We start from the raw sequence: 25,220 nt of genomic DNA, 5'->3' as shown, positions 1-25,220 counted from the left end.
TATCGCTGGCGTTTTTCGCGAGCAAGCTCGCTCCTACATAATGCCCTTGTCTTTGTCGGGTACCAGGGTCAGGCCGGGGCGTTCGACGTCGCGGGAGACGTGGGACTTCACTTCTTCGACGCCGCCCTCTTCATCGTTGTGAATCACCAGCACGCCGGGGCGGCGCAGTTGTTCGAGGTCGCCGTCGCCCAAGTTGAAACTTTCACTCAGGTGCTGGTCGCTCAGCGCATTGGCCTCGGCACGGCGCTGGGCGAATTTGCGCCCGCGATGCTGCTGATAACGTGCCCAGCTGATCAGGATCACCGCATTGAACAGCGCGATCCACAGGTAAACCTGCAAGGTGTTGAGCGCAGCAAAGATAGGCGCCTCGATGCGTGGACCGCCGTGGGTTTCAAGCATAGCGCTGATGCCTCGCGCCAGCAGCCAGATCAACCCACCCCAGGCCAGCAGGGTCAGCAGCACATCGACGATCCACATCAGTGTGTTTTGGCGAGTTCTGACCAGTTTCATGATCACGCCTCCTCTTGTGCAGGTTTGATACCGCGGTCCGGGCTGACCCAGCGGGCGCGTTTCTGATGCTGGTTGAACAACACCTTGGGAAAGCTGACCAGGGTGGTGAGCAGGCTGACCAGCCAGAACACCATCGGGTACCACACGGTCCAGAACAGGGTTTTCCACAGGTCTTTTTCGTAGCGTCGGTCGATCAGGATGCTCACCGCAAACTGCAGCAGGCACACCATCGCCAGCACCAGCCCGGTGAACGCGGGCGGCACCAAAGAGCTCACGGTGATCGCCGCCGGCAGCGAGACGAATTTACCCACGGCCCAGAAGATCACCGACAGCAGGAAGGTAAAGGCCCAACCGGTAGACAGGCAGTACTCGAACAGCAGCGGCCACAGGTAGCGGTGGCGCCATTGCCAGATGCCACGGATGTTCTTGAACAGCACTTCAGCGCCGCCCTGGGCCCAACGCAGGCGTTGTTTCCACAGGCCGCCGACGGTTTCGGGCATGAGGATCCAGCACAGCGCGCGCGGCTCGTAGAAGATCGCCCAGTGATCGAGTTGCAGCTTCCAACTGACATCGATGTCCTCGGTGATCATGTCGGTGCTCCAGTAGTCGATGCGGTCCAGGGCCTTCTTGCGAAACGCCACCCCACCACACCGGAGACCGTGAAGATCCGACCGAATACCCGCTGGGTACGCTTGATCAAACCGATGATCGAGGAGAACTCGCCCACCTGCACCCGGCCGATCAGGGTCGAGCGGGTACGAATGCGCGGGTTGCCGGTGACGGCCCCCAGGCGCGGGTTGTCGAGCATCGGCGCGACCATGTAGGCGGCCGCGTTTTTGTCGAGCAAGGCATCGCCGTCGATGCACACCAGGTATTCGCTGCGGGCGGCCACGGCGCCCATGCGCAGGGCCACGGCTTTGCCCTGGTTCTGCGCCAGGTGCAGCACGCGCAAGCGCGGGTGTTGCAACGCCAGGGCATCGAGAACTGCGGCGGTGTTGTCGCTGGAGCCGTCGTTGACCGCGATCACTTCGATGTTCGGGTACAACTGGCCGAGGGCCGCGCCAATGGTGTCAGCGACGTTATCGCCCTCGTTGTAGCAAGGGATGATGATCGAGATCAGCGGCTCGCCGGCCAGGGTCGGCGCCGGCGTGTCTTCTTTCCACGGCCAGTGGCGTTCCCAATGCAGCCAGAAGTAAAGGCCACCGGCGATCCACAGCGCCGACATGAACAACGGGTAGAAGAACACGAAGTCCATCAGGAACTGCCCGGTCACCAGGAAGATCAGGCCCAGGGGCAAGCCCAGTACCAGTGCCAACACGAATAGAGCCAGGATTCTGTCAACCATGATCAAGGGTTCCATTGGTTGGAGAGGGCCGGACGAATAGTTTTCAAGTCCGGGGAGTTTTCCAGGAAGTTGTCCGGGTAGTAGCCGAAACTGGTGACGCCCTCGCGTTTGAGTACACCCATCCACTCTGCCAATTGCTCAGCGCTGATATCCGGTGCGGCCTGGGTACGCCAGTCTTTGGCTTGCAATTCGAAGATGGTTTTTTCCATGGCGCCGGGGCGCGCCTTGACCGTGGCGATGAGTTTTTCCAGCCAGGCGTTGGAGGTCTTCACTTCCTGGCCTTCCATCAACGGCATCGCCATCGGCGCGGTCCAGTCGTAGGCCTGGAGGAAGTCATCAAGGTTCTGCGCGAACCAGGTTTCGCTGCCAGGGTTGAGCATCGGCTCGGCGAAGATATTGCGCGCGGTGAGTACCTGCGGCCCACGGATAGCGCGGACCTTGGCGGTGAGCTCATGGGTGAAGTCGATCAGGTAGCGGCTTTTGAAACGGGTCCAGCGCTGCATCACGGCAGGGTCAGCCCGCAGGGCGGCGATGCTGTCCGGCAAACCTTGGGCCGCATAAGCCTTGAGCGCTGCGGGGCTGGCGTCTTCGAAGTCGTTGAACACCGCATCATCGTGGTAAAGGATGCCGTCGATCGGCCCTACACGCGCCAGGTCTTGGTAGATCTCACCGATGATCTGCCGCACCTTGGGATCAAACGGCGACAGGCGCTTGTATTGATCCGGGTCGGGGCCGACCTGGCCGGTTTTCGGGTCCCAGCGGGTGACACGCGGCAGCTTGGGGTCCAGGGCAAAACTCAGCACCGGCATCCAGGCGTACACACTGGCATGGGCACGGGTGTGCAACTGCCAGGCGACACGGTTGAAAAGATCGGCCCGCATCGGCAGGTGACGGTTAGGGAAGTACAGCGAATGCACCAGGCCGTCGCCCTTGGGGTCGGCGAAGGCTTGCAGGAACACGGTGCCAGCACCCATGTCCACCACGCGCTGAACCAGCACGTCGAGGTTGCGTGCCTGCTGGGCCGGGTCGGGGTCGTACACGTTGTCCAGGTCTACGTGCAGCACGCGCATCGGCGCTTTGGTCTGCACGGCGACCATGCTGTTGGCAAAATGCTCGCCGTCCGGGTCTGAGGCCACCAGAAAGCGTGGGCTGTTCATCAGGTTGCCGAGGTCGTCGAGCCCGTCCTCCAGGGTCAGCGCCATCTCGTAGCCGTGCTCGCCGACCACCGCCAACGAGGTGCCATCGGCGGCCCCGTACGGCCACACCCATACACGCGGCGCCTTGCCGGTGACGGTTCGGATTTTGTTCGAAATCGCGGCGACGTCAGCCCGCATACGCGCCTGGAACTGCGCTTCGCTTTCGTAGCCGTTGGTTTTGGGGTCAAAACTTCGCGTGGTGGCGGCCGGTTCCAGGTTGCCCTGGGGGTTGGCCAGGATGCCCTTGTGATTGGCATCGGTGTGGGCGGCGATTTCCACCAGGCCAGACTGCGACACCTCGCGAATCTGCTGCCACGTCAGGAACTCTCCCCGTGGTCGTGGCGTACCGGCAAAATCCACCGGTTGGTTCAACGGCGTGTCGATCCAGGACCCCACCGGTGCCAGCAATGCAGGCCAGTGGTAGGCACGCAGAATCGGCATCACGCGGGTGTAGAAGCTGGAATAACCGTCATCGAAGCTGAGCATCACCGCCTTGGGCGGCAATGCCGGGCCGCCGCGCCGGGCTGCCAGGATCTGGTCGACGCTGACCGCCTGGTAGCCGTTTTCACGCAGCCACGCCAGCTGCTCGATCAAACGCTCTGTGCGCACCGCCACCACGGCTTGATCGGGGTCGCGATCTTCTACGTCGTGATAGGCAATGCCCAAAAAGTGGTTCTTCGGCCACGGCGCTTCGTTGGGCGCTATCGGCCGTTCGGCGGGTGGAGTGTAGGGCGCGGGTTGTTGGGCGCAGGCGGCGGCCAGCATTACACCCAGGACCAACAAGCAACGGCTGAGGACGGTCATGGTCAGGCTCTTTTAGAAACGGTAAGTGAGGTCGACGAGCAGGCGCAGATCGCGTTCGCGATCACCGTCATAAGGTCGGCTGATCAGGCTGAGGTTGGCGCCCATTTCCAGTACGTCATTCCAGCGATAGCGTTGGCCGTAGCCAATCAGGCCAATACCGCCGGTGGAGTAGTCACGCTGGCTGTAGGTACCCGCGCCGATTTGGAACTGCTGACTCCACTGGGTTTCGTAGCGGTGATAGAGCACGTGATTGACGTTGATCATGGGCAACACCGTGAAGTCCGACTTCGGGTTGAAGTACACGGTGTCTTCCTTGCTGTTGCGGCTGGCGCCCACTTCCAGGCCCAGGTCCACTTGCACATGGGGCGAGCTGTAGAGGCCCTCGCGGCCGGTGAGCAATGCTTCGAAGCGGTCGTTGCCGTCGCTGAAATGGGACGGGCTGAGGGTCAGTTTCCACTCGCGGCTTTCGTTGGCGCGCCAGCGGATAAAACCGCTGCCGCCGTTGGCTGTGACACCGTCATTCAGGGCCCGCAACGGCGTGGTGCTGAGCAAATAGCCAAGGCTGCCGCCGTATTGCCAGTGGTCGTTGATGTCGCGGGCAATCGACACGCTGGCGCCTTGCTTGGAACCGTCGCCATAGGAATGGTTGGACACTTCGGCTTCGATGGTCATGTCACGGGTGCGACGCTCCACGCCCACGCGCTGCCAGCGATGTTGGCCAGTGCCCTCCTGGAAGTCGGCGGTGGCATAGCCGGCACCGGCAAACAGGCGCCAGTCTTCGTCGATGGGAGGCGTGTAGATCACGCTTTCAATGCCCCAGTCTCGGCTGCCGGAGACGGCACCAGCGTCGTTGTTATTGCCGCCACCGTAGCTCTTGCCGGTGTAGGCCTCGACACGCAACTCGGCCATGTCGTGCACATCGCGCAGGCGGCTCAGGCGCTGCACCTGACGGTTGTCCGGGTTACGGGCGAGCACGTCGTCGGTGAGCGCGTCCATCTGCCGCCATTCTTGCAAGTCCATGGCGGTATAGGCTTGGGAGACTTCCAGATCGATATCGCGGGGAGCCTGGGTTTCAGTTTCCTTGAGCGTGCCTTCGGCGCGACGCGGCCAGTCGCGGGCGCGGTACATGTCGGCCTGGGCCAGGCGCAGGCCCACATTGCCCGGTGCCTTGGCCACCAGGGCTTCCAGGCTGGCTTCGCTGCCGGGCAGGTCACCGCCATAGGTACCGGCCTGGGCGGATAATTGTTGGGCGTCCATCCAGTTGTCATTGGGGTTACCAATGGGCAAGCCCTTGAGCTCAACGCGGGGGTTTTGCTCCTTGGCCAGGTTGTTGGCGACCTGGCGAGCCTCTTCGACCTTGTCGCTTTCCAACAAGGCGTAGAACAGCGCCGTGCTGTCATCGACCCGATAGCTGGCATCGGTGTCGGGGGCGGTGAGTACCTGGCGGTACAACGGCTCGGCCTTTTCCGGCTGGCGCTGTTCCAGGTAAGAGCCGGCAACCCAACGCAACGCGTAGGTAGGCAGTTGCACGCCTTCGCCAGTGAGGGTCTGGTAATCGCGGATCACCTCGGCATGCCGTGCTCGCGCTTTGAGCGCGCCCAGGCGGTCAATGCGCCAGCGGATGACGTCGTCCTTGGCTGTGGCGTCCGGCGCCCAGCGACTGATCAGTTTGTCGTAGTCCTGCAGGGCACGGTCTGCGATGACGTAGCGTTCCTTCTCGCTGCGTGTGGCGAACTCAGCCATGCGCACACGCTCGGCGGCAAGGTCACCTTCGAGGCGGCGCTGGGTGACTGCGTCCACCAGCCCCGGGCGCTTGGCCGAGAGGCGCAGTGCCGGCTCCGGCAGCCGCGCCTTTTGCAGGGCAACGATGTATTCACGCGCCACTTCGGGTTTATCGCCCGCCCGGATAAAGGCTTGGTCGAATTCGAACAGCGCGTCGTAGTTCAGGCCGGCACGTGTCAGTGCATATCCCAGGGCCATGCGGCGGTTGGGGTCATTGGGTTGCGCCGCCACCAGCGTGCGCAGGCGTTGCACCGCTTCGTTGGCTTTGCCGCCATCGGCCTGGGTGAGGGCCTGGCCCAGTTGCAGGTCGACGTTATTGGGTTCACGCAGCAGCGCCTGGCGATAGACCGCTTCGGCCTGAGCCCACTGCTTTTGATTGCGATAAGTGCGCGCCACCGTGGCGAGTGCCTGGGTGGTGAGGTTGCGATGCTTGCCTTGCGCCTCGTACACCTTGAGCACTTCAGCATCTTGCCCGGCCCAGCCGGCGATCACCAGGTGGTCGCTGACCTGGCCTGGGGTCTGGCGTTCGGCGGAGAGTTGGCGAAGTTGGGTCAGCGCCGGCGTGAAGTGACCGTTGCGGGCCTGGATGATCAGGGCGTCGTAGGCAGGGTCGGCAAATGCAAGGCCTGGGACCAGCAATTGGCTGCACAGTGCGGCTCCGATAAGCAGACGCAACCGGCCTGAGGCACTGTAGGGGTGGTTTCGCAGCATGTCGTGAGCTTCCTTACACACGGAAAGCTCTAACGATAGATGGTCCTGAGCGAAACGCTTCAGGGTGTCGGCGTCTCGGGACCCGACCTAGCTTTCCTGTAGGAACTATCCCTTAGGGAAGTAGGGGGAAGCACAATTCAGAACAATTGTTCAGAATTGTACGACCGCGATTTTTTGCCCTCACACAAAACAAAAGTGGGAGCCGGGTTTGTGTGGGAGCCGGGCTTGCCCGCGATGCAGGCACCTCGGTCGTCCAGCCAGACCGGGGCGATGCTATCGCAGGCAAGCCAGCTCCCACACAAGCCAGCTCCCACATTTTTTACTGCATTTCAGGTTTATTGGGCGCCGCTGACCGCACCGGCTTTGGACATCACAAAGCTGAGGAACTGCTCAACGGTCATCTTCTGGCCGTTGAAGGTCACCTCGTTGTTGGCGTAGTGCAGCTTGGAAACCACGTCGGTGCCCACCAGGGTCGCCAGTTGAGTACCGACCGCCATGCTGCTGACCATCTCGGCCGCCATCTGCGATTGCTGTTCGATGGCTTGCGGGTCGGTCACGCCGCCCACCTGGGCTTGCAGGGCCGCCACGTCGCTGATCATCGGCTTGGACAGGGTCAGGTTGGCATCCAGCAGCGAGACCATTTGCTTGCCCAGTTCAACCGGCGGCAGCTCCATGGACGTTGGCTTGGCCAGGTCCACCACCAGGTTGAACTTGCTTTCGCCACGGGTGGTTTTGAGCGACAGGTTTTCCACGGCCAGTTGCGGCTTGGCGGCCAGCACCTGGTTGACGTTGGCTTCTGCCAGGGCTTGCTCGGCTTCGGTCATTTGCAGCTCCGGCACCGGTTGACCGGCAGCAGCGGCAGCTTGCACCGGTTGCATCTTGTCCTGGTAGAGCTTGGTCAGCACCAGCATCGCCGGAATGTCGACGTTCTTCATGCTCACGGCCATGGCGGCCGAGCCTACCGCTTTGCCCTGGTAGCCGATCTCGTCGATCTTGTAGTCGACGCGGCCAGCCAGGTTGTTGTCCTTGGTTTCGCTGGAGTCTTTCTGCTCGAAACCCTTGAGGGTCAGCACGGCTTTCTGCGGGCCGAAGGTGACCTTGGTGTCGGTCAGCTCCACGGTGTTCTGGCCGGTGTAGAAACCGAAGGTGGTTTTTTCCAGGTTGCTGGCGACGGTCAAGCCGGCCAGCTCCGCTTCGAACGGTGCGCCTTCGGCGTCCACTGCGGCAACCTTGAGGCTGTTCATGAAGCCTTCGGCCTTGACCTTCTGGCCTTCGGCGCTGCTGTCGAAGTTGAGGTTGGCGCCGGAGAAGCTCACCGAGGAAGTGGCGTCCTTGAACTCCAGGGGCAGCAATTCGATGTTGCCGCTGACCGAACGGCTATAGCCGATATTCGCCACGCCTTTGAGCGGCGACACGTCTTTGCTGGCGGCGAACCATTTTTCGGTGGTGGGGTTCTTTTCCAGTTCGTAGTGACTGGTGGCCATGACCGGCAACCACTTGAGGGTCACCAGGCGCGAGAACGGCAGCGGGCCGTGTTCGATGTGGTCGACGAACAGCAATTCGGGGTTCGGGTTGTCTTCGCCGAACACGCTGCCTTGGCCCTTGAGGCGATAGTGCGCGGTGCTGCTGAACACGCCACGGTCCAGGGACACCAGCTCCAGGGTCACGCTGCCATCGACGCCGGCCATGGAGGTCTGCAGTTCTTTATTGGCGCTCTGGATAGCGGTTTGCAGGACCGGCTCCAGTTGTTTACCGGTGTACCAGGCACCGCCCGCACTGACGGCGCCGACGGCGACAACAAAACCCAAGAAAACAACGGCTGGCTTATTCATGAAGTGACCTGATCAAATCCTGTGAGAAGTGGGCTGTCTTCCTTGAACCCTGTAGGGGTTCCTGTAGGAGCGAGCGTGCTCGCGAACAACGCATAGGCATCGCGTTCATTCAGAATGCACGCGTTATCGTTGGCGTCTTTCGCGAGCAAGCTCGCTCCTACAGTCGTGGCCCGTGTGGCCAAAGGCTGGGGAAGATTAGCACTGGCGGGCGTAAACGGCCCAACCTTTCAGAGGGATCAGTTCAGCAGGAGTTCAGGAGTACTCCTGTTCGACTTCATCCAGTTGGTGATCAAAACTCTTCAAGCGTGCGGTCCAGGTGTACACCAGCACCTCGAACTCACGATGTATCACGGCATTGCCGGGGGTGTCGGCCTTGGGGTCGCAAAAGTCCAGCTGGTAGCGCTCCCGGGCCATTTGCGTGGCCACGTCGGACAATTCCCGCGCGTTATCCAGCCAGTGCCTACCGTCAGCAACTTGCCGATCCAGCAGCACACATTGTTTTTTCAGGACTTCGAGGCTTTTTTCCAGCGGCGTGCCTGTGAGGTCGCCCATGACTTCCTGGAACGTGCGCCCCGGCTGCCAGTAACTGCCCCAGAAATAGCGATCGAACACGGTTTCGACACGGCGCAGGGCGACCTTGGTGTCCCAGATCGCCACGCGGGTCTTGCCCTGTTCGAGGAGTTTTTTCTTCACGCGCTGGTTTTGATACGACGCCCAGGCCACCACGCCGATGGACAAGGTGCCGATCACCAGGCAGGCGCTGTCGAGGAACACCATGGCCTTGTCGAGTTGATGGGCGAGCATGACGCCATAAAAATACGCGGCCGATAACAAAACCAGTGCGAAGAGCACGCACCAGAAAGCGGGAGCATAAGGGTTTTTCATTCTTGGAATCCCCATGAGCAAACGCGAGCTTTGTCGGGTGAGGCGCCAGCGGGCCTCACCCAAGAAAGCATAGCAATCACCTCACGGTTTGCCGGGTTTTTCCCCTTGCGTTCGTCCGCTTTCCCAACCGCCGCCCAGGGCCAGGAACAGGTCGATCTGGCTCATGGCAACCTGGGTGTTGGCCGCCGCCAGTTGCGCACGCATATCGGTGTAGGTGCGCGTGGCTTGCAGGTCGGCCAGGAAGGATTCGCGGCCGGCCTGGAAGAAGCGATGGGTCTGGCCGGCGGCTTCTCGCGCCGACTGTTCGGCGTCGGCCAGGGCGTCGCGGCGTTGCAACACGGCGGTGTATTGGGCCAGGCCGGTCTGGGTTTCGCGGATGGCGTTGAGCACCACGCCGTCGAAGTGGGCCAGGGCACCCTGGGTCGCGGCTTCAGCTTCATGCACGCGGGCGCGAGCGCCGTTGGTCGGTACAGTCCAGCTGATCATCGGGCCAAAGCCCCAGCGGTTGGTGGCAGGCGTGCCGAGGTTCTCCAACAAGCCGACGGTGCCGACCGTGGCGCCGATGCTGATGTCCGGGTACAACGCGCCGGTCGCCACACCGATGCGTGCCGTGGCGGCGGCCAGTTGGCGTTCGGCCTGGCGCACGTCCGGGCGGCGCTTGAGCAGCGTGGCGCCATCGCCTACCGGCAGCAGTTGAGCAATATGTGGCAGCTCGGCACAGGTGCCCGTGCCGGCTGGCAGTTGGTCGACAGGTTTGGCCAGCAACATCGACAGCCGGAACAGCGCCGCCTGACGCGAAGCTTCATAGCGCGGTATGTCGGCGCGCAGGGATTTGTATTGGGTTTGCGAACGAGTCACTTGGGTCTCATCGCCACGCCCGGCATCTCGCAAGCGCTGGATCAGTTTGGTGCTCTGGGCTTGCAGGTCGAGGGACTCGTTGGCAATCGCCAGTTCTTCGTTGGCCGCGCACACCTGGGTATAGGAGCGCACCACATCGGCTACCAGGGTGATGCGGGCGATATCCGCCGCGGCCTGGGTGGCATCGGCGCTGGCCTGGGCGCTTTCGATGCCGCGCTGCAAGGTGCCGAAGAGGTCGAATTGATAGGACGTGGTAATCCCGACGCTACCGATATTGCCTACCGGGACTTTGTCCGGCAGCAAGAAGGCCTCGCCAGATTCCTGCAAACGCTGGGCCTCGGCCTTGACGCCGGCACTCCAGCCGCCAGCGGATTCGGCCTGCTGCACCTGATAACGGGAGCGCTGCAAGTTGGCGGCGGCCACGCGCAGGTCGGTGTTGGAGGCCATGGCCTGGCGTACCAGTTCGTCCAGGCGCGGGTCTTTGTACAGCTTCCACCAATCCGCCGGCACCGGTGCCGACACCACGTTTTTGCCTTCACCCATGATCGGCCCTTGCAGGTCGCCACGGTTGACTGCGGCCTGTTCCGGCAGTTTGTAATCCGGGCCTACAACTTGGCAGGCCGACAGCAACAACCCCAGGGAAGCGGTTGCCAGAAGCCGCTTCATGGTTTGTCCCCGTCTTTAACTTTGTCGTCAATGATCGACACCGTCGCCGTGCGCCCGGCGATCATGCGAAAGTCCGCCGGCACGTCATCGAAGGCAATGCGCACGGGGATCCGCTGGGCCAGGCGCACCCAGCTGAAAGCAGGGTTGACGTTGGGCAACAGGTTGGAGCCGCTGCTGCGGTCGCGGTCTTCGATACCGGCGACGATGCTCTGCACGTGGCCATGCAGGCGCGCGTTGTCGCCGATCACACGGATATCCACGCCCATGCCGACGTGGATACCGTCGAGTTTGGTCTCTTCGAAATAGCCGTCGATGTGGAAGGAGTTGCTGTCTACCACCGACAGCACCGGGCGCCCGGCGGTGACGAACTCCTGGGTACGCGGTGCGCGGTCGTTGACGTAGCCGTCCACAGGGCTGCGGATCACCGAGCGGTCGAGGTTGAGTTGGGCGGAGTCCACCGTCACTTGCGCTTCGGCCAGTGCCGATTGGGCGCGGGCGACGCGGGACTGGCTCTCTTCCAGTTGCTCGCTGGGCACCAGGTTGCCCAGGCCACGGTTACGCTTGTACTCGCGCTGGGCCTGGGCCAGGGTTTCCTGGCGGTCGGCCACGGCGGCCTGGGCTTGGCGCAGGGCCAGCTTGAAGCGGTCCTGGTCGACGGCGAAGAGCACCTGGCCCTTGGTCACCAACTGGTTGTCGCGCACGTCAACGCGCTGGATCAGCCCGGAAACGTCCGGGGCGATCTGCACGATGTCGGCACGGATGTGGCCGTCACGGGTCCAGGGCGCAAACATGTAGTACATGACCATGCGCCACACAACGACGACCGCGAAACTCACGATCAACAACGTCAGGACGACACGGCCGATAGTCAAAAAAGGTTTTTTCATGTCATCAAATATCGACTGAGTGAGTCCACCGCGCCCAGCAACAGCGCGTAGAGCCCCACATTGAACAATGCCCGGTGCCAGACCAGGCGATAGAAGTGCATGCGCGTCAACAGCCCGTGCACCACCAGAAACAACACATAAGTAATGCCCATCAGTACCAGCAGCGTAGGCAGGAACACCCCACTGATATCCAGGTCACCGATCATAAAGGCGCTCCATCAGGTAACGGCGCTTCCATCTCTGTACCGCCAATGAACTCCACACCGGGCAACAGCGCCAGACGCAGGCCGGCCAAGGCGTGCAGCAGATGCAGGCGCGTGTCGTCTTCGTCTTGCAGACCCTGGCCATTGAGGGCGCGACGCGTGCGGTCCAGGGTCATCAGCAGACCGCTGGGCGCGGGCAAGCGTTCACCCGCCTTGAGGCAGGCCTTGAAGTAACCGCCCACACCTTCCACCACCTGGTTGAGCAACACCCGTGGCACACCGAGGATGCGTGGCGAGTAGGCCAGCAGGTCGAGCAGGTTCAGCGCCACGCGCAGGTCACGCAGAGCGATGCCCGTGTCCTGGCCGGTGAGGGCCAGGCGCGGCAGGTGTTGCATCAGGCGGTCGAGCATTTGTACGGCCATGTGCCGGTGCTCGGCCAGGGTGGCGGGCTCGGTGAGGCTGACGATGTCGCGCCAGCTGAAACGGGTGAGGCGCTTGGCCGCCAATTCAGCGCCGAAGGGTCGGGCGATCAACGTCCACACGAACGCGAACAGCAGGCCAACGGGCCCGGCCAGGTTGACGTTGGCGAAGTTGAGAAAGTCCGCGTCATAGGCGCCCTGGATGCTGATGAACGACGATGTGTTCACCAGCGTCAGCAACATGCCCAGGTAGAAGCGTGGCTGAACCGTAAGGGTGCCGATGCAGATAAACGGCACGGCGAAGGCCAGCACCAGCATGGGGAAGTCATGCAGGTTGGGCAGCACCAGAAACAGATACAAGCTGGCGAACAGCACCGACATGGCGGTCCAGAAAAAGAACCGGTAGATCTGCGGTGCCGGATCGTCCATCGAGGCGAAAAAGCTGCAGGCGACGGCGGCAAGGATCACGGCGCTGCCGCCGTCGGTCCAGCCCAGCAGAATCCACAGCACCGAGGCGACGATGATCGCGGTCACGGTGGAGAACGCCGAGTAGAACATCAGCCCACGGTCGAGGAACGGCGTGAGCCGTCCCAGGCGCCAGTGGCGGTAGACGGCGCGCCAGGTGTCCTGGCTTTCACACTGGATGGCGGCTTGCAGGCTACGACAGTCTTGCCACAGGTCGACCCATTCGCCCAGGCGGTACAGGGCGTTGGAGAACAGCAACGTATGACGGTCATCCAGCGCTTCGCCCTGGGGTTGAGCGGCGTCGATCTTGTCGCGCAGCAGGCGCCAGCTTTCCAGTGGCGCGGCTTCGGTGGTGCTTTGCAGCCAGGCGCTGGCATCTTCCAGCAGCGGCGTGAGCTGATCGAGAAACTCTGGCGCACGGTGCTCAATGGCGTACACCGCATCGTCCAAAGCGTCGATCACTGGCAGCAGGTGAATCATGCGCCCGCGCAGTTCCTTGGTGTTGCGTACCGTCTGCGGGCGTGCGCCTTCGTGGGGCAGCTGGCCGATCATCAATTCAAGGGTGTTGAAGGTGGCGACCATGCCGCCGCGCAGGTTGCTGACTTCTTGCGGGTCGACCTTGCGGCTGAGAAAGCGCTGGCTATAGACCTGCGCGTCGCTGAACCACTTGGCCACCGAGCCATCGAACACCGGCATCAGCCGCCGAGGCCAGAACATCGCGCCCACCACCGCTGCGACTGCGATGCCGAGGAAGATTTCTTCGGTACGCGCCTCCGCCACATCCCAGACCGCCAAGGGGTTATCCACCACCGGCAAGGCAATCAGCGGCAAGGTGTAGCCGGCCAGCATCAGGGCGTAGTTATTGGCGGTGCGCAGGTGCATGGACAGAAACAGCAAGGTGCCGGTCCACAACGCAATCACCACCACCAGAATGTAGGGTGACTGCACGAACATCGGCACAAACAGCACCGCCGCCGCCGCGCCCATCAAGGTGCCGATGGCGCGGTACAGGGCTTTGGAACTGGTAGGGCCGACAAACGGGCTGGATACGATATACACCGTGGCCATCGCCCAGTACGGACGCGGCATCTGCATGAGCATGGCGATATACAGCGCGATCATCGACGCGGCGAAAGTACGCACCCCGTAGAACCAATCGCGGGCAGGCGGGAAGCCGGTAAAAAATCCGTTCAAGGCGACACAGCCTCGGCCGCTTCGAAGGCGCGCAATACACGCAGTGCCGCTTGCAGATCGTCGGGGGCGATATCCGCCAACACGTCCTTGCGCAGGCGCACCAGTTGCGCCTCCACCGCCTGCACCAGCTCACGGCCACGCTCGGTAAGGCTCAAGGCCTTGGCGCGGCGGTCGTGGATGTCTTCGGTGCGGCAGACGTAACCGTCACCGCACAGCCGGTCGAGCAGGCGCACCAGTGATGGGCTTTCCATACCGGAAGCCTGGGCTACTTTGACCTGGTGTACCCCGTCGCCCAAGCGACCGATCATCAACAACGGCACGGCGCAGGCTTCGGAGATGCCATAGCTCACCAGCGTGGTCTGGCAGATTTTGCGCCAATTACGGGCGCCCACCACCATGCTGCTGCTGAGGCTCATCTGGAGTTGTTCGAGGGATTGAGGCACTGGATAGTTCGCATACAGTTAGTTTGCTAACTATCAATATGGTCGATGCATGGAGCATCGTCAAGTTTTGAAACAATTTCGCAGATGAGTGGTGGGATGTGGCTTGAGTAAAGCGGGTTTTAGGGTAGGCATCAGCAAATCGCTGATATTCGCCATACGACAAACAAAATGTGGGAGCTGGCTTGCCTGCGAAAGCGGTGGTTCAGTTGAATATTCAGTGACTGACACGCCGCTTTCGCGGGCAAGCCCGCTCCCACATTAGGTCAGCGTCAGCATTTTTTGCTCCATCGCCACACGCTCCAGACTTTTAAAATCTCCGACGCACCGATCAATCCAGCCATTGCCAGTACGTTGTAATGCGGGAAAACTCGAGCGCCAATCAACAGGAGCGAAACGGACGGAATAATGTGCACAAGTCGTAAGGGGGTTTGAAAAAAGACAAGCCACCTGACTGATTTTTTCTGAAGAAAAAACATGGCACAGGATGCGAAAATTGAGGCCTGTAAAACCAACCAACGCCCCCATAAACATGACAATTTGCACATCACTGTGCTCTCGCAAAACATCTGAGGCGCTTATCACATCACTCAGATACGGAATTCCTTTTTTTCAGACGCCTCATCTGGCGTGACTGGATGACCTCTTACTCGCCCATCAACCTCAAGCTCTCCTCCTCAATAAACCCAAACACCTCTTCCGCCACACTGTACTGAAACCGCTTACGCCGATGCTTGGAAAGCTTCCCACCGTTATCCAGGCACATCATCACCAGCTTCGACAGATCGCTGCCGCGCACGTCGTAGCGTTGGTTCACCGCTTTGATCACTTGGTCATAACGGTCGAGGAATTCGGTTTCTTCGCGCAGTTCCACTTCCAGTGCGCGGCGGGCCATTTGCAGGGTGAATTCGACGCAGCGGGTCGCATCCCAGTAGCGATAGATCGAGGGGTGGCCGATGAAGTCGAACGCCATGTGGTCGGCGTCCAGCCAGGTGACGTTCCAGAATTCCCGAGTCGGCTGGGAGAAGGTCTTGAGTGCCTCCAGATAGGCTTGTTCCTCGTGCTTCATGGCGACAGAGACCGGTAGCAGCAAGCCATTTTCCAGTGCGCCGTAGTGGCAGAGCGTCTGGTGAATCAGGAAGCGAGACAGGCGCCCATTACCGTCCATGAACGGGTGCAGGAAGACGAAACCAAAAGCGGTGACCGCGGCCGCCACTAAAGGATCGACGTCTCGCACGGGCTGGTTGGCGAAGGCCATCAGCTCTTCCATTAATTCCTGGCAAAGCGCGGGAGCTGGCGGCACGTAGCTCACACCGGCTGCGCCGCGTAGCCCGTTGTGCAGATGGTTCTGTTCGTGGCGAAACGCGACAGCTTTGTCAAACGGATTGGAGATGGCGCTGTTTTGCAGCTCGACCAAGTAGTCCTCGGTGAGCAACCGGCCTTCGTGGGCCTGGCGCAGGAGTTGGACGAAGCGGCGGGATTTTTCTTCGCTGGGTTGTTCTTTTTCGATGGCAAATGAGTCGCGGGTTTCGTGCAGGTATGCCCACTGGATGGCGCGGTCCATCATTTCGGGAGGGAGGGTGCGATAACCTATAGATCGAGCGCCTCACACAGATGTGCGTATCCGACTGTTGGCATGGCGAGCTTTTCCAGAAAAAATTCACTTAAGCGATTAAAGCCCAGTTTTTTTTACCGCTCACCATTTTTTTTTACATACTCGCATTTCTTGGGATATTTTTTTACACCCCTCGCCCACTCCGCAACATCAAGTTCAACTCATCCACCACCACCGCCCAATCCGCATCATCCAGAATCTCTTCACGCAAAAATGCCTTCTGGGCGTCGCTCCAAAAAAACGCATCCGCCAGTTTCAACTCCGGCTTGAGCGGCGAATGAGAGGCGACAAATTGCTCGATACTGACCGGGTCGTGCGGTAAGCCAAGCTGTTTGAACAAAGCCGGTAGGCTGTGCACTGGCGATTCCATGGAGGGTTCCTCATAAGTAGGTTGAAGTGAGTCTAGCGGCAGCCTTCAGGTTGCGGCGCCGGTGCGTTGCATAGCACGAACAACCGCGCCCTGGCGCCACCGCCGTCCTGGCGACTGAGTTCGCGCCAGCCGTTGGGCAGTGGCGCGAATTCATCCGGGGCTTCGTTGCTGCTGATCAACCATACCCGTCGCGTTTGAGCAGGCAGTGCTGAGAGGCGGTCCAGATAGATGCGGCCACCGTCCTGGTCCACCAGTGTGCCGAAACCATAGGCGTTCGGGCGAGTGGCAGTCCCGTCGGGTTTGGGGGGTGTGTAGAGCTGAAGTTGGGCGTCGGTCTGGTCGTAATACACGTAGCTGAGGTACCACATCATGTCGCTGAGGACGATGCGGTCGCCTTCCTGGTAGTTGCGATTGACGAACTCCACCGGCACGTTGAACTGGTCGTGTTCATCCACCTCGAAGTTGTTCTTTAACCCCAGCAGTTCTACGCCAACAAACAGTGCGAACAACGCCACGCCCAGCCAGGACAAACGGGACGGCAAACGGTCGATGGCAAGCGCCAGGACTATCGGCAGGCCTAACGCATACACCGTGAGGTAGCGCTCGATAAACACGGGCGAGATAAAGGACACGCCATAGACCAGCAGCAGCGGTAGCAGGCAAAACAGTGCCGGTAGGCGCGCCGCGTTATTGCGCCAGGCCGTCGATACAACCACCACGGCCAGCAGCAGGGGTAACAGCCAGAACAGCGGCGGCCACAGGCCGAGACCGTCATCCTGCAGCAGGAACTGCCAGACCATCGACGGCAGTGACAGCAGATTGACCGGCTCTTCCCAACCAATGTCGCCGCCGACTTTGAGCTGTTCGACGTGCTGCACCAGGTCCAGCAGGTTGGGCAGCCAGGGTAGATACAGCGACACTATCGCCACGTTGGCGACCCACCAGGCAGGTCGCGTGATCAAGCGCTGACCCGGCGCCTGCAACCCCAGGTACGCCCAATGCACCAGCACGCACAGCGCAGTGAAGTAGTGGGTATAGAACCCGGCGCTCATCAGCAGCACATACACAGCCAAATAGCGCGCGCGTTCGGGCTGCCTCACCCAGTACACCAGCGCCAGCGTGGCGCCCAGTAGCCACACGCCGAGCAGCGAATACATACGCACTTCCTGGCTGTAGCGCACCGCAGTGGGCAGTAGAACCAGCAGGATCCCCGCCAGCACGGCTGCGCGGCGGGTGGACAGTTGCCGTGTCAGCCAGATGCCCAGGCCCACGACGGCCACGCCGGGGATCGCACTCAGGCTGCGAATCGAGCCGATGCTGTCGCCGAACACCTCGATCCAACCGCGCAGCAGCAAGAAATACAGGGGTGGGTGCACATCATGGGCTGCGTGAAACCACAGGTCGGCCAGGGCGTATTCGCTCAGTAACAGGCTGGAGCCTTCGTCGCCCCAGATCGCCGCCGAGGTGAGGTGGTAAAACCGCAGGGCCATGGCCAGCGCCAGGATCGGCACCCACCACAGGCGGCTGAGCCAGCCGGCACCTTCCCAGCTCAAGCGATGAAAGGCAGGCAATGCCTCGACTTTTTCGTGTTGCTCTACCACAGACCGACGCATATCGACTCCGCTACTACTGCCCCTCTTACAGGACAAACACTGCGCATGCGCAAACACCGCCACTCTAGGCCAAAAGCCCTGGCCTCGCTGCTGGAATCGGACAAATCAGCAATTTGTGTAGGCCTTCACCGAAGCACTCGCCGGATCAGGCTATTATTGCCCCTTCTCCAAGGACTCAGGATCAAGGAAACGTTATGCGTATCGGTTTGCTGTCACCTCTGGCCCTGGCCCTGCTGGCCGGTTTTTCCCTACCGGCCCAGGCCAGTTCTGACGACTCGTGCTACCCCGACTGGCGGGTATCGCGTGACAGCTACGAGCCGTGCAGCAACCAGCCGTTTCTCAGCCCTGGCAACGACAGCCGAGTGAACCTGCGCCTGTTGCTGGCCGACAAAAAAGCCGCGCCCCTGGCCCCCAATGCCTTGGGCGAAGACGATTTGGCGCAAGGGTTCGGCCCGGTGCCGTTTCCGGTGTACCGCCTGGTGCCGGCTCCGGCCACGAATGAGGAGCCTGACAACAAGGCTGACGATTCACGCACAGCCGAACTCGACACTTTGCTCCAGCCCCTGGGTATCAAGCGCGAGGAGTACAAGACCGCAGGCCAGGCCTTCCTGAATGGCGAAGGCAGCCGTTGCCGCAGCAATGACGATGACAGCGCCACGGCGTTTATCAGCCAGGTGATCAAGGCCCAGATGCCGCCCGCCGAGCGCGATGTGTTGGTCAAAGCACGCCTGCAATTACTGAGCACCTGTGACTGGAGCCGCCAGGTGGTGGACGCGCAGCTGACCCCGTCGGCCAATGCTCAGTTGTTTCGTACCTACTTGCAGGCCGCCGGCGATTTCTACAGCGGGCGCTTCGATTACGCCGAGCGCGGGTTCGCCGCCGCCGCCATCAGCGATGTGCCGTGGCTGAAGGAAACGGCGCTGTACATGACTGCGCGTACGTCGCTGAATCAGGCCCAGGCTGAAGCCTTCGACGAATACGGCATGCCGCAACGCGAGCATGTGGATAAGTCGGCCCTGAGCGATGCCGAGCAAGGCTTTCTCGGTTACCTGAAAACTTACCCACAGGGCGATTACGTCGCCTCCGCCCGCGGGCTCTTGCGCCGTGTGCACTGGCTGGCGAACGACGACGCCAAGCTTGCCGAAGACTTCACCTGGCAATTCACCGAGGCCACCGACGCCCAGCGCAATGTGAGCGTGGACGAACTGGTGGAAGAGGCCGACCTCAAGTTACTGATGGTCGGCAACAAAGCCGCGAACAGCCCGATGCTGCAAGTGGTCAGCGACCTGATGGCGATGCGCGCCCACACCCCGCCGCTGTTGAGCCGCGAAGACCTGGATAAGCAAAAGAGCACCTTCGCCACTGAGCCCGCGCTGTTTGACTTCCTGCAAGCCAGCTATGCCCTGTACGTCGAACACCAACCCGACACGGCCTTGAAGCACCTGCCTGCGGATGTGCCATCGAGCCTGGATTACTTCGCCTTCAGCCAACAGACCCTGCGCGCCCTCGCCCTGGAGGCCAAGCAGGACTGGAAAGGCGCCGAAGCCCTGTGGCTGCAACTGCTGCCGCTGGCCAAGCAACCGCTGCAACGTGACCAGCTGGAGCTGGCATTGGCCATGAACTACGAGCGCAGCGGCCAACTGGCCAAGGTGTTCGCCGCCGACTCACCGATCAGCGCCAAGCAAGTGCGCTACATCCTGCTGCGCAACGTCGCCGGCCCCGACCTGCTACGCCAGCAGATCGCCAACGCCAGCGACCCGATCGAGCGTCAGAGCGCGCAATTCGTGCTCCTCTACAAAGACCTGCTGCGCGGCCAGTACGCCACCTTCGCCGATGACCTCAAGCAGGCCTCGCTCTCTGACGACAAACTCGGCACCAGCCTGGGCTACACCTATACCAGCGGCCAGACCTTGAAGCTGTTCCAATGGAACGGCGACAAGGCCGAATCTGGGTACGCGTGCCCAAGCATCGCGCAAACCGCGGCGACCCTGCAGAACGAGGCCAAAAACCCGCACGCGTTGAACTGCTTCGGTGAGTTCATCCTGCGCAACGGCCTGGACGGTATGCCGTTGGAGCAACCCCGCGCCGCCGGCAGCCTGGGCAGCACCGCCTCGCAGTTCAAGGGGGAAACCTTCTCGCGTCTGGACGGCTACAAACAGGTGATCGCCAACGCCAAGGCGCCGAAAACCGACAAGGCGTATGCGCTGTTTCGCGCCATCAACTGCTACGCGCCAGCCGGCTATAACAGTTGCGGCGGCGAAGACGTTGCGCCGGCAGTGCGCAAAGCCTGGTTCCGCCAACTCAAGAGCAGTTTTGCCGATACCCAGTGGGGCAAATCGCTGCAGTACTACTGGTGAAATCGCTGTGGCTAGGCTTGCTGTTGCTGGCAAGCCCGGCTTTTGGCGCCGTTGACGCAGGCGACTACGACGCCTTCTGGCTGTGGAGTGGCGTCACGCCCCAGCCGGTCATCAAGCAGGCAAAAACCCTGTACATCCTGCAAGGCCAGATCAACGCCACGCGCCGCGCACCCCAGCGCGGTGTACAACTGATCGCCCAGGGCATGAGCGTGCCGCGCATTACTCAAGGCCACGTCTGGGTGGTGTACCGCGCCCACACCCTGCGCTGGCCGGAACGGGTCTACACCCAGGTGCTGGGCCAGGTGCAACGCTGGCGTGACGCCGGCAACCCGGTGGTCGGTATCCAGATCGACTTCGATGCCCGCACCCAATACCTGCATGAATACGCCGACTTCCTGCGCGACCTGCGCCAACGCCTGCCCGCCGGCCTGCGCCTGAGCATCACCGGCCTGATGGACTGGAGCAGCAACGCCGACCCGGCCGCCATCGCCCAGCTCAAGGGTGTAGTGGATGAAGTGGTGGTGCAGACGTATCAGGGGCGGCACAGCATCCCTGACTATGCCGCGTATTTGCCGCGGATGAATCGGCTGGGCGTGCCGTTCAAGATTGGCTTGATTCAGGGCGGGGAGTGGCAAGAGCCGGGGTATCTGCGGGGCAATGAGTGGTTTCGGGGGTATGTGGTGTTTTTGCAAAACCTTTGAAGTTTGGTAACACCTGTAGGAGCGAGCTTGCTCGCGAAAAACGTCAACGACAACGCGTGTTTCCTGATTGAACGCGGCGCCTGTGAGTTTTTCGCGAGCAAGCTCGCTCCTACAAAAAACCTTAGCATCGAGCCGGTTTTTTGCAGGTGGCCTTAGAGACGTGGATGATATAAGTTACCTTTATTGCTTTAAAGAGTGATATATCATGCAAGAAACAGCGAAGCCCTACCCGCACAAAGGGTACATCTCAGAGAGAAGCGCTGAGCTAATGAGAGGTATCGGGAACGGTATCGAAATAGCCCGCATTCGTCGCCGGTTGAAAATCTCCACCATATGCAGCCGCGCGGGCATTACGCGGCAGACGTATCAGCGGCTGAGGCAGGGCGAGGCCGGCGTATCCCTCGGCGTGCTGATGAATGTGCTTAGCGCGATGGACTTGGAAGAAGGTATGGCGAGCATTGCGTCACCAGAACTTGACCAGGTTGGCATTACCATGAGCCTCGCCCGTGAGCCTGAGCGAATTCGCACTGAAGGAGAACACGATGTCCTGGAAGCCGATTGGTAATGCCTTTGTGTTTTCAGCTCACTTAGTCGGTGACCCGGTCCCTGTTGGCGAAGTGGCCATGCATGGGAATGGATTCGTTTTTCGCTACGCCAACAGTTGGCTCGCACGGCCCGACGCATTTGCGATTGACCCGCTGAGTTTGCCACTGACCCCTAACCAGTATTCCTCGACGCGCATGTTTGGTGTGCTCGACGATGCAACGCCCGATAATTGGGGTCGGCGTGTTCTGCTGGCGACCCACAAACAGCATCCACAAAACGAAGTTGAATGGCTGCTTGCCTCGCGGGGAGCAGGAGTGGGTTGCCTGCTGTTCAGTGCGTCAAGAAGTCAGCTGCCAACCCTGCACCAACCCCCGCAATTTGAAGACCTTGAGAAAATCATGGTGGGCCTTGATCGAGTCGAGAAGGGTGACGTCGACCTGCCTGCGGAAATCGCACGGTTATTCGAGTTTGGGAGTTCCATGGGCGGCGCCAGGCCGAAGGTCACCGTGACCCATGAAGGCAAGGAATGGATAGCTAAACTCGGCCGTAGCGACGATGTGTTCGACCAGCCACGGGCGGAATTCGCCAGCCTTCAAATGGCGGATGCAGCAGGTCTACCCGCAGCCAAGCACAAGTTGGTAGAGGTCGCCGGCAAACCGGTGTTGATGGTCGAGCGTTTTGACCGACATGAAGCCGATGGTCGCGAGCACTATGTCAGCTGCAACTCTCTGGTAAGCACTGAGAAGCCGAGAATGCGGGTTGATGCGGCTGACGGTGCCGTTTCCTACTCCAGGATCGCCGACGTATTGAAGAAGGTCAGCGACGATGCCACCTTTGACATGCGTGAGCTTTACAAGCGTATGGCTTTCAATGTGCTCATCGGCAATAGCGACGACCACCTGAAACAAACCGGGCTGCTGCTGACCAGCGCCTCGGGCTATTCCCTTGCGCCAGTATTTGACGTGTTGCCCCACCCTACCCAACTAGGCTTGCAGGCGCTCATCATCGGCAATGAAGGCCGGTTATCGTCTGTCAGTAATTTGCTGAGTACGCCTGAACGCTTTGGGTTGGGGGCCGATGAAGCAAGGTCCATCGTCACGGATATGTATGCCGTCGTGCGAGAAGCCTCCGGCTTTTTCGAAGCGGCAGGCTGTAGCGGTGCCGAGGTACGCATGCTTTCCAATGTGTGTACACGATTTGCAGCGGACCTGGTGTAGGGCGGCAACAGAGCGCACCCTTGAAGGGTGCGCGCCGCAGCAAATATCACCTAAACGCTAAGTTACCAATCGTACGTCAGGCTCGACACCACCGTGCGTCCTTCCCCGTAGTAGCAATCCAAATCACTGGTGCACTGCGAGACGTAGGTCTTGTTGCTGAGGTTCTGCACGTTCATCGCCAGTTTCACGCCCTTGAGCTTGAGCGGCGAGGCGCCCAGGTCGTAGCTCAGGCTTGCATCGTAGACGCTGTAGGACGGCACATTAAAAGCGCCTTCGTAGTCGTCGCCCAGGCTTTGACGGGCATAACGCACGCCCAAGCCCGCGCCCAACCCTGCCAAGGGCGTGTCGCCGAGCACGGTGTAGTTGACCCACATCGAGGCGGTGAGTGGGGAGATGCCGGCCGGGTGGCGACCTTGGCGGCCATCGTTGTCCTTGGTGTATTTGACGTCATTGCGCGCAGCCGAGGCGACCACTTCCCAGGCGTCGCTCAAGACGGCCTTGGCTTCCAGCTCAACACCCCGCGAGCGCAGGGCGCCGCTTTGGGTGCTGAAGGTGGTGTCCACCGGGTTGGTGGTCAGCACGTTTTCCTGATCCAGTTTGTACACCGAGGCCTGGATGAAGCTCTTCTGGCCCGGTGGCTGGAACTTCACGCCGACTTCGTATTGTTTGCCGGTGGAGGGTTCGAAGGGTTTTCGGTTCGCATCAGTGCCGGCCAGCGGCAAGAAGGATTCCGAATAACTGACGAAGGGCGATACGCCGTTATCGAACAGGTACACCAGGCCCGCACGGCCGGTGAATGCCTGGTCTTTGCTGGCAAAGCGGGTGTCCTGTATCGGCTCCTTGTTCACCACATTCGCCCAGTCATAGCGGCCACCGAGTACCAGCACCCATTTATCCAGCTTGATCTGGTCCTGCAGATACAGGCCGGTCTGGGTAATGGTGCGGTCCCAGCGGTACGGTTGGCCGAAGTTCAAGGGCTGGCCGTACACCGGTTTGAACAGGTCGATGATCGGCGGGTTGCGGTCATACAGGCCATGGAACTGCGAGTTGGAATGGTAGTAGTCCAGGCCAACGATGAAGGTGTGGGACAGTGCGCCCGTGTCGAATTCAGCCTGGGCGATGCTGTCCACGCCGAACACTTTGTTGGTCTGCGACCAGTCCACGCCGAAGCGTTGCAGGTAGCGTTGGTCCTGCACGCCGGTATTGGGGTTGGCGACAAAGCGGTAGCCGTGCAAGGGCGCGGTGTAGCGGTCGTCGACCTCGGCGTAACGGGCGTTTTGCTTAAGGGTCCAGATGTCGTTGAGGCGATGGGAAACTTCGTAACCCAGCACGTATTGCTCGCGGTTGTACTGGTTGACGCCCGGCTCGCCGATAAACACATCGCGCTTGATCTTGCCGTTGGGGTTGTCCCACAGCGTGCCGGACGCCGGCAGGCCTTGGGCTTCGGGCACGCCTTTATCTTTCTGGTACTGGGCGAACAGGGTCAGGCTGGTGTCGTCGTTGGGGCGCCAGGTGAGGCTGGGGGCGATGAACTGGCGCTTGTTTTCGACGTAGTTGATTTCGTCTTGCGCGTCATTCGCCAGGCCAGTCAGGCGGTAGAGAAACTGCCCCTCCTCGTCCAACGGGCCGCTCAGGTCGATGGCCGCGCTTTTGTGTTCGTAGGTGCCGGCTTCCAGTACCACTTGGTGTATCGGCGTTTCGCTGGGGCGCTTGCTGACCATATTGACGATACCGCCCGGCTGGTTCTGGCCGTAAAGCACGGACGCCGGGCCTTTGAGCACTTCGATGCGTTCCAGGGAATACGGTTCGATCTGCAACGCGCCCCCGGTGCTGCCTCCGCCATAAGGCAGGTGCAGACCGTCCAGGTACAGCGGCGTGGGCGAGAAGCCGCGTGACGTCGGCTCATCGAACAATTTGACTCGGTCGGCAAAACCACCCGCGCTCATACCTGGGGTGTAGAGCAACGCCTGGGTGACACTCTGGGCGCCACGTGCCTTGATCTCGGCGGCGGTGATCACGTTGATCGTCTGGGGAATTTCCACCAGCGCCGAGTCGGTCTTGCTGCCCGAGGCGCTGCGCTTGGCGACAATACCGTCCACCGGGCCCCAGGCGCTTTCCTGCTCCTGCCGGCCACTTATCTGGGTCGCGCCCAACTGCAAGGCTCCGTCGCCGGAAAGGGCCTGCAACGACCAACCGCCCTGGGATTGCACCGCCGCCAAACCGCTGCCCGCCAGCAAGCGCTGCAACCCCGAACCTACGCCGTAACGCCCTTTCAAGCCGGCGCTGCGCTTGCCGTCGGTGAGCGATGCGTCAACCGACAGCAAGATGCCTGAGGCACTGGCGAAACGGTTCAACGCCTGGTCGAGGCTGCCCGCGGGAATGTCATAGCTGCGCAGCGCTTCGGTGCTTTCTTCGGCTTGAACCATGCTCGGCAGTACAGGCGCCGTTGCCAGCAGGCCGGCAAACAGGCCACGACGCAGCGCGCGGGCCAAAGGTTGGATTGGGTGGTGCGACATGGCAGGACTCCCCGTGAGAACGCTTCTTGATTGGCTTTCAAGAGGTATCCCGAACGGGCCGCAGAAACCGACAAGCCCTGTACAAAGT

The 25,220-nt window shown here is 61.1% G+C and carries 18 protein-coding genes and 2 pseudogenes; 4 read left to right on the top strand and 16 right to left on the bottom strand.

All coding sequences use genetic code 11. The features are described 5' to 3' along the window. Positions 1 to 33 precede the first annotated feature (33 nt). From pgaD to HBO10_RS09295, 15 genes and pseudogenes are all read right to left on the bottom strand, one after another. Complete coding sequence (gene pgaD / locus HBO10_RS09365; RefSeq protein WP_034125431.1) at positions 34 to 510, bottom strand: poly-beta-1,6-N-acetyl-D-glucosamine biosynthesis protein PgaD; 477 nt, start codon at positions 508 to 510, stop codon at positions 34 to 36. A gap of 2 nt (positions 511 to 512) precedes the next feature. Continuing rightward, positions 513 to 1,855: pseudogene (gene pgaC, locus HBO10_RS09360) on the bottom strand (poly-beta-1,6-N-acetyl-D-glucosamine synthase). A gap of 2 nt (positions 1,856 to 1,857) precedes the next feature. Then, positions 1,858 to 3,855: a poly-beta-1,6-N-acetyl-D-glucosamine N-deacetylase PgaB gene (gene pgaB / locus HBO10_RS09355; protein ID WP_034125429.1), complete on the bottom strand. Its 1,998-nt coding sequence runs from the start codon at positions 3,853 to 3,855 to the stop codon at positions 1,858 to 1,860. 12 nt (positions 3,856 to 3,867) lie between these two features. Further along, the gene (gene pgaA, locus HBO10_RS09350) at positions 3,868 to 6,348 is read right to left on the bottom strand and encodes a poly-beta-1,6 N-acetyl-D-glucosamine export porin PgaA (RefSeq protein WP_034125428.1); all 2,481 of its coding nucleotides are present in this window, start codon (positions 6,346 to 6,348) and stop codon (positions 3,868 to 3,870) included. 335 nt (positions 6,349 to 6,683) lie between these two features. Continuing rightward, on the bottom strand, positions 6,684 to 8,180 hold the full coding sequence (locus HBO10_RS09345; protein WP_034125427.1) for a YdgA family protein: 1,497 nt from the start codon (positions 8,178 to 8,180) through the stop codon (positions 6,684 to 6,686). Between the two features lie 252 nt (positions 8,181 to 8,432). After that, a complete protein-coding gene (locus HBO10_RS09340; RefSeq protein WP_019819550.1) occupies positions 8,433 to 9,065 on the bottom strand; it encodes a hypothetical protein in 633 nt (210 codons plus the stop codon). An 81-nt stretch (positions 9,066 to 9,146) separates the two neighbouring features. Further along, positions 9,147 to 10,589 (bottom strand): efflux transporter outer membrane subunit, encoded by a 1,443-nt coding sequence (locus HBO10_RS09335; RefSeq protein WP_034125426.1) that lies wholly within the window; start codon positions 10,587 to 10,589, stop codon positions 9,147 to 9,149. Then, complete coding sequence (locus HBO10_RS09330; protein ID WP_032878498.1) at positions 10,586 to 11,476, bottom strand: efflux RND transporter periplasmic adaptor subunit; 891 nt, start codon at positions 11,474 to 11,476, stop codon at positions 10,586 to 10,588. The genes HBO10_RS09335 and HBO10_RS09330 overlap by 4 nt, the downstream gene beginning before the upstream one ends. Then, positions 11,473 to 11,682 (bottom strand): DUF1656 domain-containing protein, encoded by a 210-nt coding sequence (locus HBO10_RS09325; protein WP_003187469.1) that lies wholly within the window; start codon positions 11,680 to 11,682, stop codon positions 11,473 to 11,475. The genes HBO10_RS09330 and HBO10_RS09325 overlap by 4 nt, the downstream gene beginning before the upstream one ends. Further along, positions 11,679 to 13,757 (bottom strand): FUSC family protein, encoded by a 2,079-nt coding sequence (locus tag HBO10_RS09320; protein WP_034125425.1) that lies wholly within the window; start codon positions 13,755 to 13,757, stop codon positions 11,679 to 11,681. Before HBO10_RS09320 ends, HBO10_RS09325 begins: the two co-directional genes overlap by 4 nt. Next, positions 13,754 to 14,173: a MarR family transcriptional regulator gene (locus HBO10_RS09315; protein ID WP_034125424.1), complete on the bottom strand. Its 420-nt coding sequence runs from the start codon at positions 14,171 to 14,173 to the stop codon at positions 13,754 to 13,756. The genes HBO10_RS09320 and HBO10_RS09315 overlap by 4 nt, the downstream gene beginning before the upstream one ends. A gap of 285 nt (positions 14,174 to 14,458) precedes the next feature. Beyond that, complete coding sequence (locus HBO10_RS09310) at positions 14,459 to 14,743, bottom strand: hypothetical protein (RefSeq protein ID WP_125919887.1); 285 nt, start codon at positions 14,741 to 14,743, stop codon at positions 14,459 to 14,461. A gap of 100 nt (positions 14,744 to 14,843) precedes the next feature. Next, positions 14,844 to 15,779, bottom strand: a pseudogene (locus HBO10_RS09305) (Fic family protein); the annotation flags it as partial. Positions 15,780 to 15,936: 157 nt separating this feature from the next. Then, positions 15,937 to 16,182, bottom strand: coding sequence for a DUF2789 domain-containing protein (locus tag HBO10_RS09300; protein ID WP_034125423.1), 246 nt, complete (start codon positions 16,180 to 16,182; stop codon positions 15,937 to 15,939). 32 nt (positions 16,183 to 16,214) lie between these two features. Next, positions 16,215 to 17,795 carry a glycosyltransferase family 39 protein gene (locus HBO10_RS09295; RefSeq protein ID WP_034125422.1) on the bottom strand — a complete coding sequence of 527 codons (1,581 nt, stop codon included), beginning with the start codon at positions 17,793 to 17,795 and terminating at the stop codon, positions 16,215 to 16,217. 194 nt (positions 17,796 to 17,989) lie between these two features. Between HBO10_RS09295 and HBO10_RS09290 the strand changes: the two genes are divergently transcribed. The 4 genes from HBO10_RS09290 (at position 17,990) to HBO10_RS09275 (ending at position 22,616) form a co-directional block, all read left to right on the top strand. Continuing rightward, positions 17,990 to 20,152, top strand: coding sequence for an outer membrane assembly lipoprotein YfiO (locus HBO10_RS09290; protein WP_169921971.1), 2,163 nt, complete (start codon positions 17,990 to 17,992; stop codon positions 20,150 to 20,152). Further along, positions 20,149 to 20,853, top strand: coding sequence for a DUF3142 domain-containing protein (locus HBO10_RS09285; RefSeq protein WP_034125420.1), 705 nt, complete (start codon positions 20,149 to 20,151; stop codon positions 20,851 to 20,853). Before HBO10_RS09290 ends, HBO10_RS09285 begins: the two co-directional genes overlap by 4 nt. 205 nt (positions 20,854 to 21,058) lie before the next feature. Continuing rightward, positions 21,059 to 21,418, top strand: a complete 360-nt coding sequence (locus HBO10_RS09280; RefSeq protein WP_014716379.1) for a helix-turn-helix transcriptional regulator — start codon at positions 21,059 to 21,061, stop codon at positions 21,416 to 21,418. Beyond that, a complete protein-coding gene (locus tag HBO10_RS09275; RefSeq protein ID WP_230633820.1) occupies positions 21,360 to 22,616 on the top strand; it encodes a type II toxin-antitoxin system HipA family toxin in 1,257 nt (418 codons plus the stop codon). Before HBO10_RS09280 ends, HBO10_RS09275 begins: the two co-directional genes overlap by 59 nt. Positions 22,617 to 22,678: 62 nt before the next feature. Here the strand turns inward: HBO10_RS09275 and HBO10_RS09270 are convergent, their stop codons facing one another. Beyond that, positions 22,679 to 25,132 carry a TonB-dependent siderophore receptor gene (locus HBO10_RS09270; RefSeq protein ID WP_034125419.1) on the bottom strand — a complete coding sequence of 818 codons (2,454 nt, stop codon included), beginning with the start codon at positions 25,130 to 25,132 and terminating at the stop codon, positions 22,679 to 22,681. Positions 25,133 to 25,220 lie beyond the last annotated feature (88 nt).

Origin of the sequence: Pseudomonas sp. WS 5503, assembly GCF_012985385.1 — a bacterium.
GTDB lineage: Bacteria > Pseudomonadota > Gammaproteobacteria > Pseudomonadales > Pseudomonadaceae > Aquipseudomonas > Aquipseudomonas paracarnis.
Note: the sequence above shows the minus strand (reverse complement) of the source record. Positions and strands in the feature narration are given on the sequence as shown.

Coding starts and splice junctions, on each gene's coding strand:
- pgaD (WP_034125431.1), bottom strand. CDS start 510: ATGAAACTGGTCAGAACTCGCCAAAACACACTGATGTGGATCGTCGAT.
- pgaB (WP_034125429.1), bottom strand. CDS start 3,855: ATGACCGTCCTCAGCCGTTGCTTGTTGGTCCTGGGTGTAATGCTGGCC.
- pgaA (WP_034125428.1), bottom strand. CDS start 6,348: ATGCTGCGAAACCACCCCTACAGTGCCTCAGGCCGGTTGCGTCTGCTT.
- HBO10_RS09345 (WP_034125427.1), bottom strand. CDS start 8,180: ATGAATAAGCCAGCCGTTGTTTTCTTGGGTTTTGTTGTCGCCGTCGGC.
- HBO10_RS09340 (WP_019819550.1), bottom strand. CDS start 9,065: ATGAAAAACCCTTATGCTCCCGCTTTCTGGTGCGTGCTCTTCGCACTG.
- HBO10_RS09335 (WP_034125426.1), bottom strand. CDS start 10,589: ATGAAGCGGCTTCTGGCAACCGCTTCCCTGGGGTTGTTGCTGTCGGCC.
- HBO10_RS09330 (WP_032878498.1), bottom strand. CDS start 11,476: ATGAAAAAACCTTTTTTGACTATCGGCCGTGTCGTCCTGACGTTGTTG.
- HBO10_RS09325 (WP_003187469.1), bottom strand. CDS start 11,682: ATGATCGGTGACCTGGATATCAGTGGGGTGTTCCTGCCTACGCTGCTG.
- HBO10_RS09315 (WP_034125424.1), bottom strand. CDS start 14,173: ATGAGCCTCAGCAGCAGCATGGTGGTGGGCGCCCGTAATTGGCGCAAA.
- HBO10_RS09300 (WP_034125423.1), bottom strand. CDS start 16,182: ATGGAATCGCCAGTGCACAGCCTACCGGCTTTGTTCAAACAGCTTGGC.
- HBO10_RS09295 (WP_034125422.1), bottom strand. CDS start 17,795: ATGCGTCGGTCTGTGGTAGAGCAACACGAAAAAGTCGAGGCATTGCCT.
- HBO10_RS09290 (WP_169921971.1), top strand. CDS start 17,990: ATGCGTATCGGTTTGCTGTCACCTCTGGCCCTGGCCCTGCTGGCCGGT.
- HBO10_RS09280 (WP_014716379.1), top strand. CDS start 21,059: ATGCAAGAAACAGCGAAGCCCTACCCGCACAAAGGGTACATCTCAGAG.
- HBO10_RS09270 (WP_034125419.1), bottom strand. CDS start 25,132: ATGTCGCACCACCCAATCCAACCTTTGGCCCGCGCGCTGCGTCGTGGC.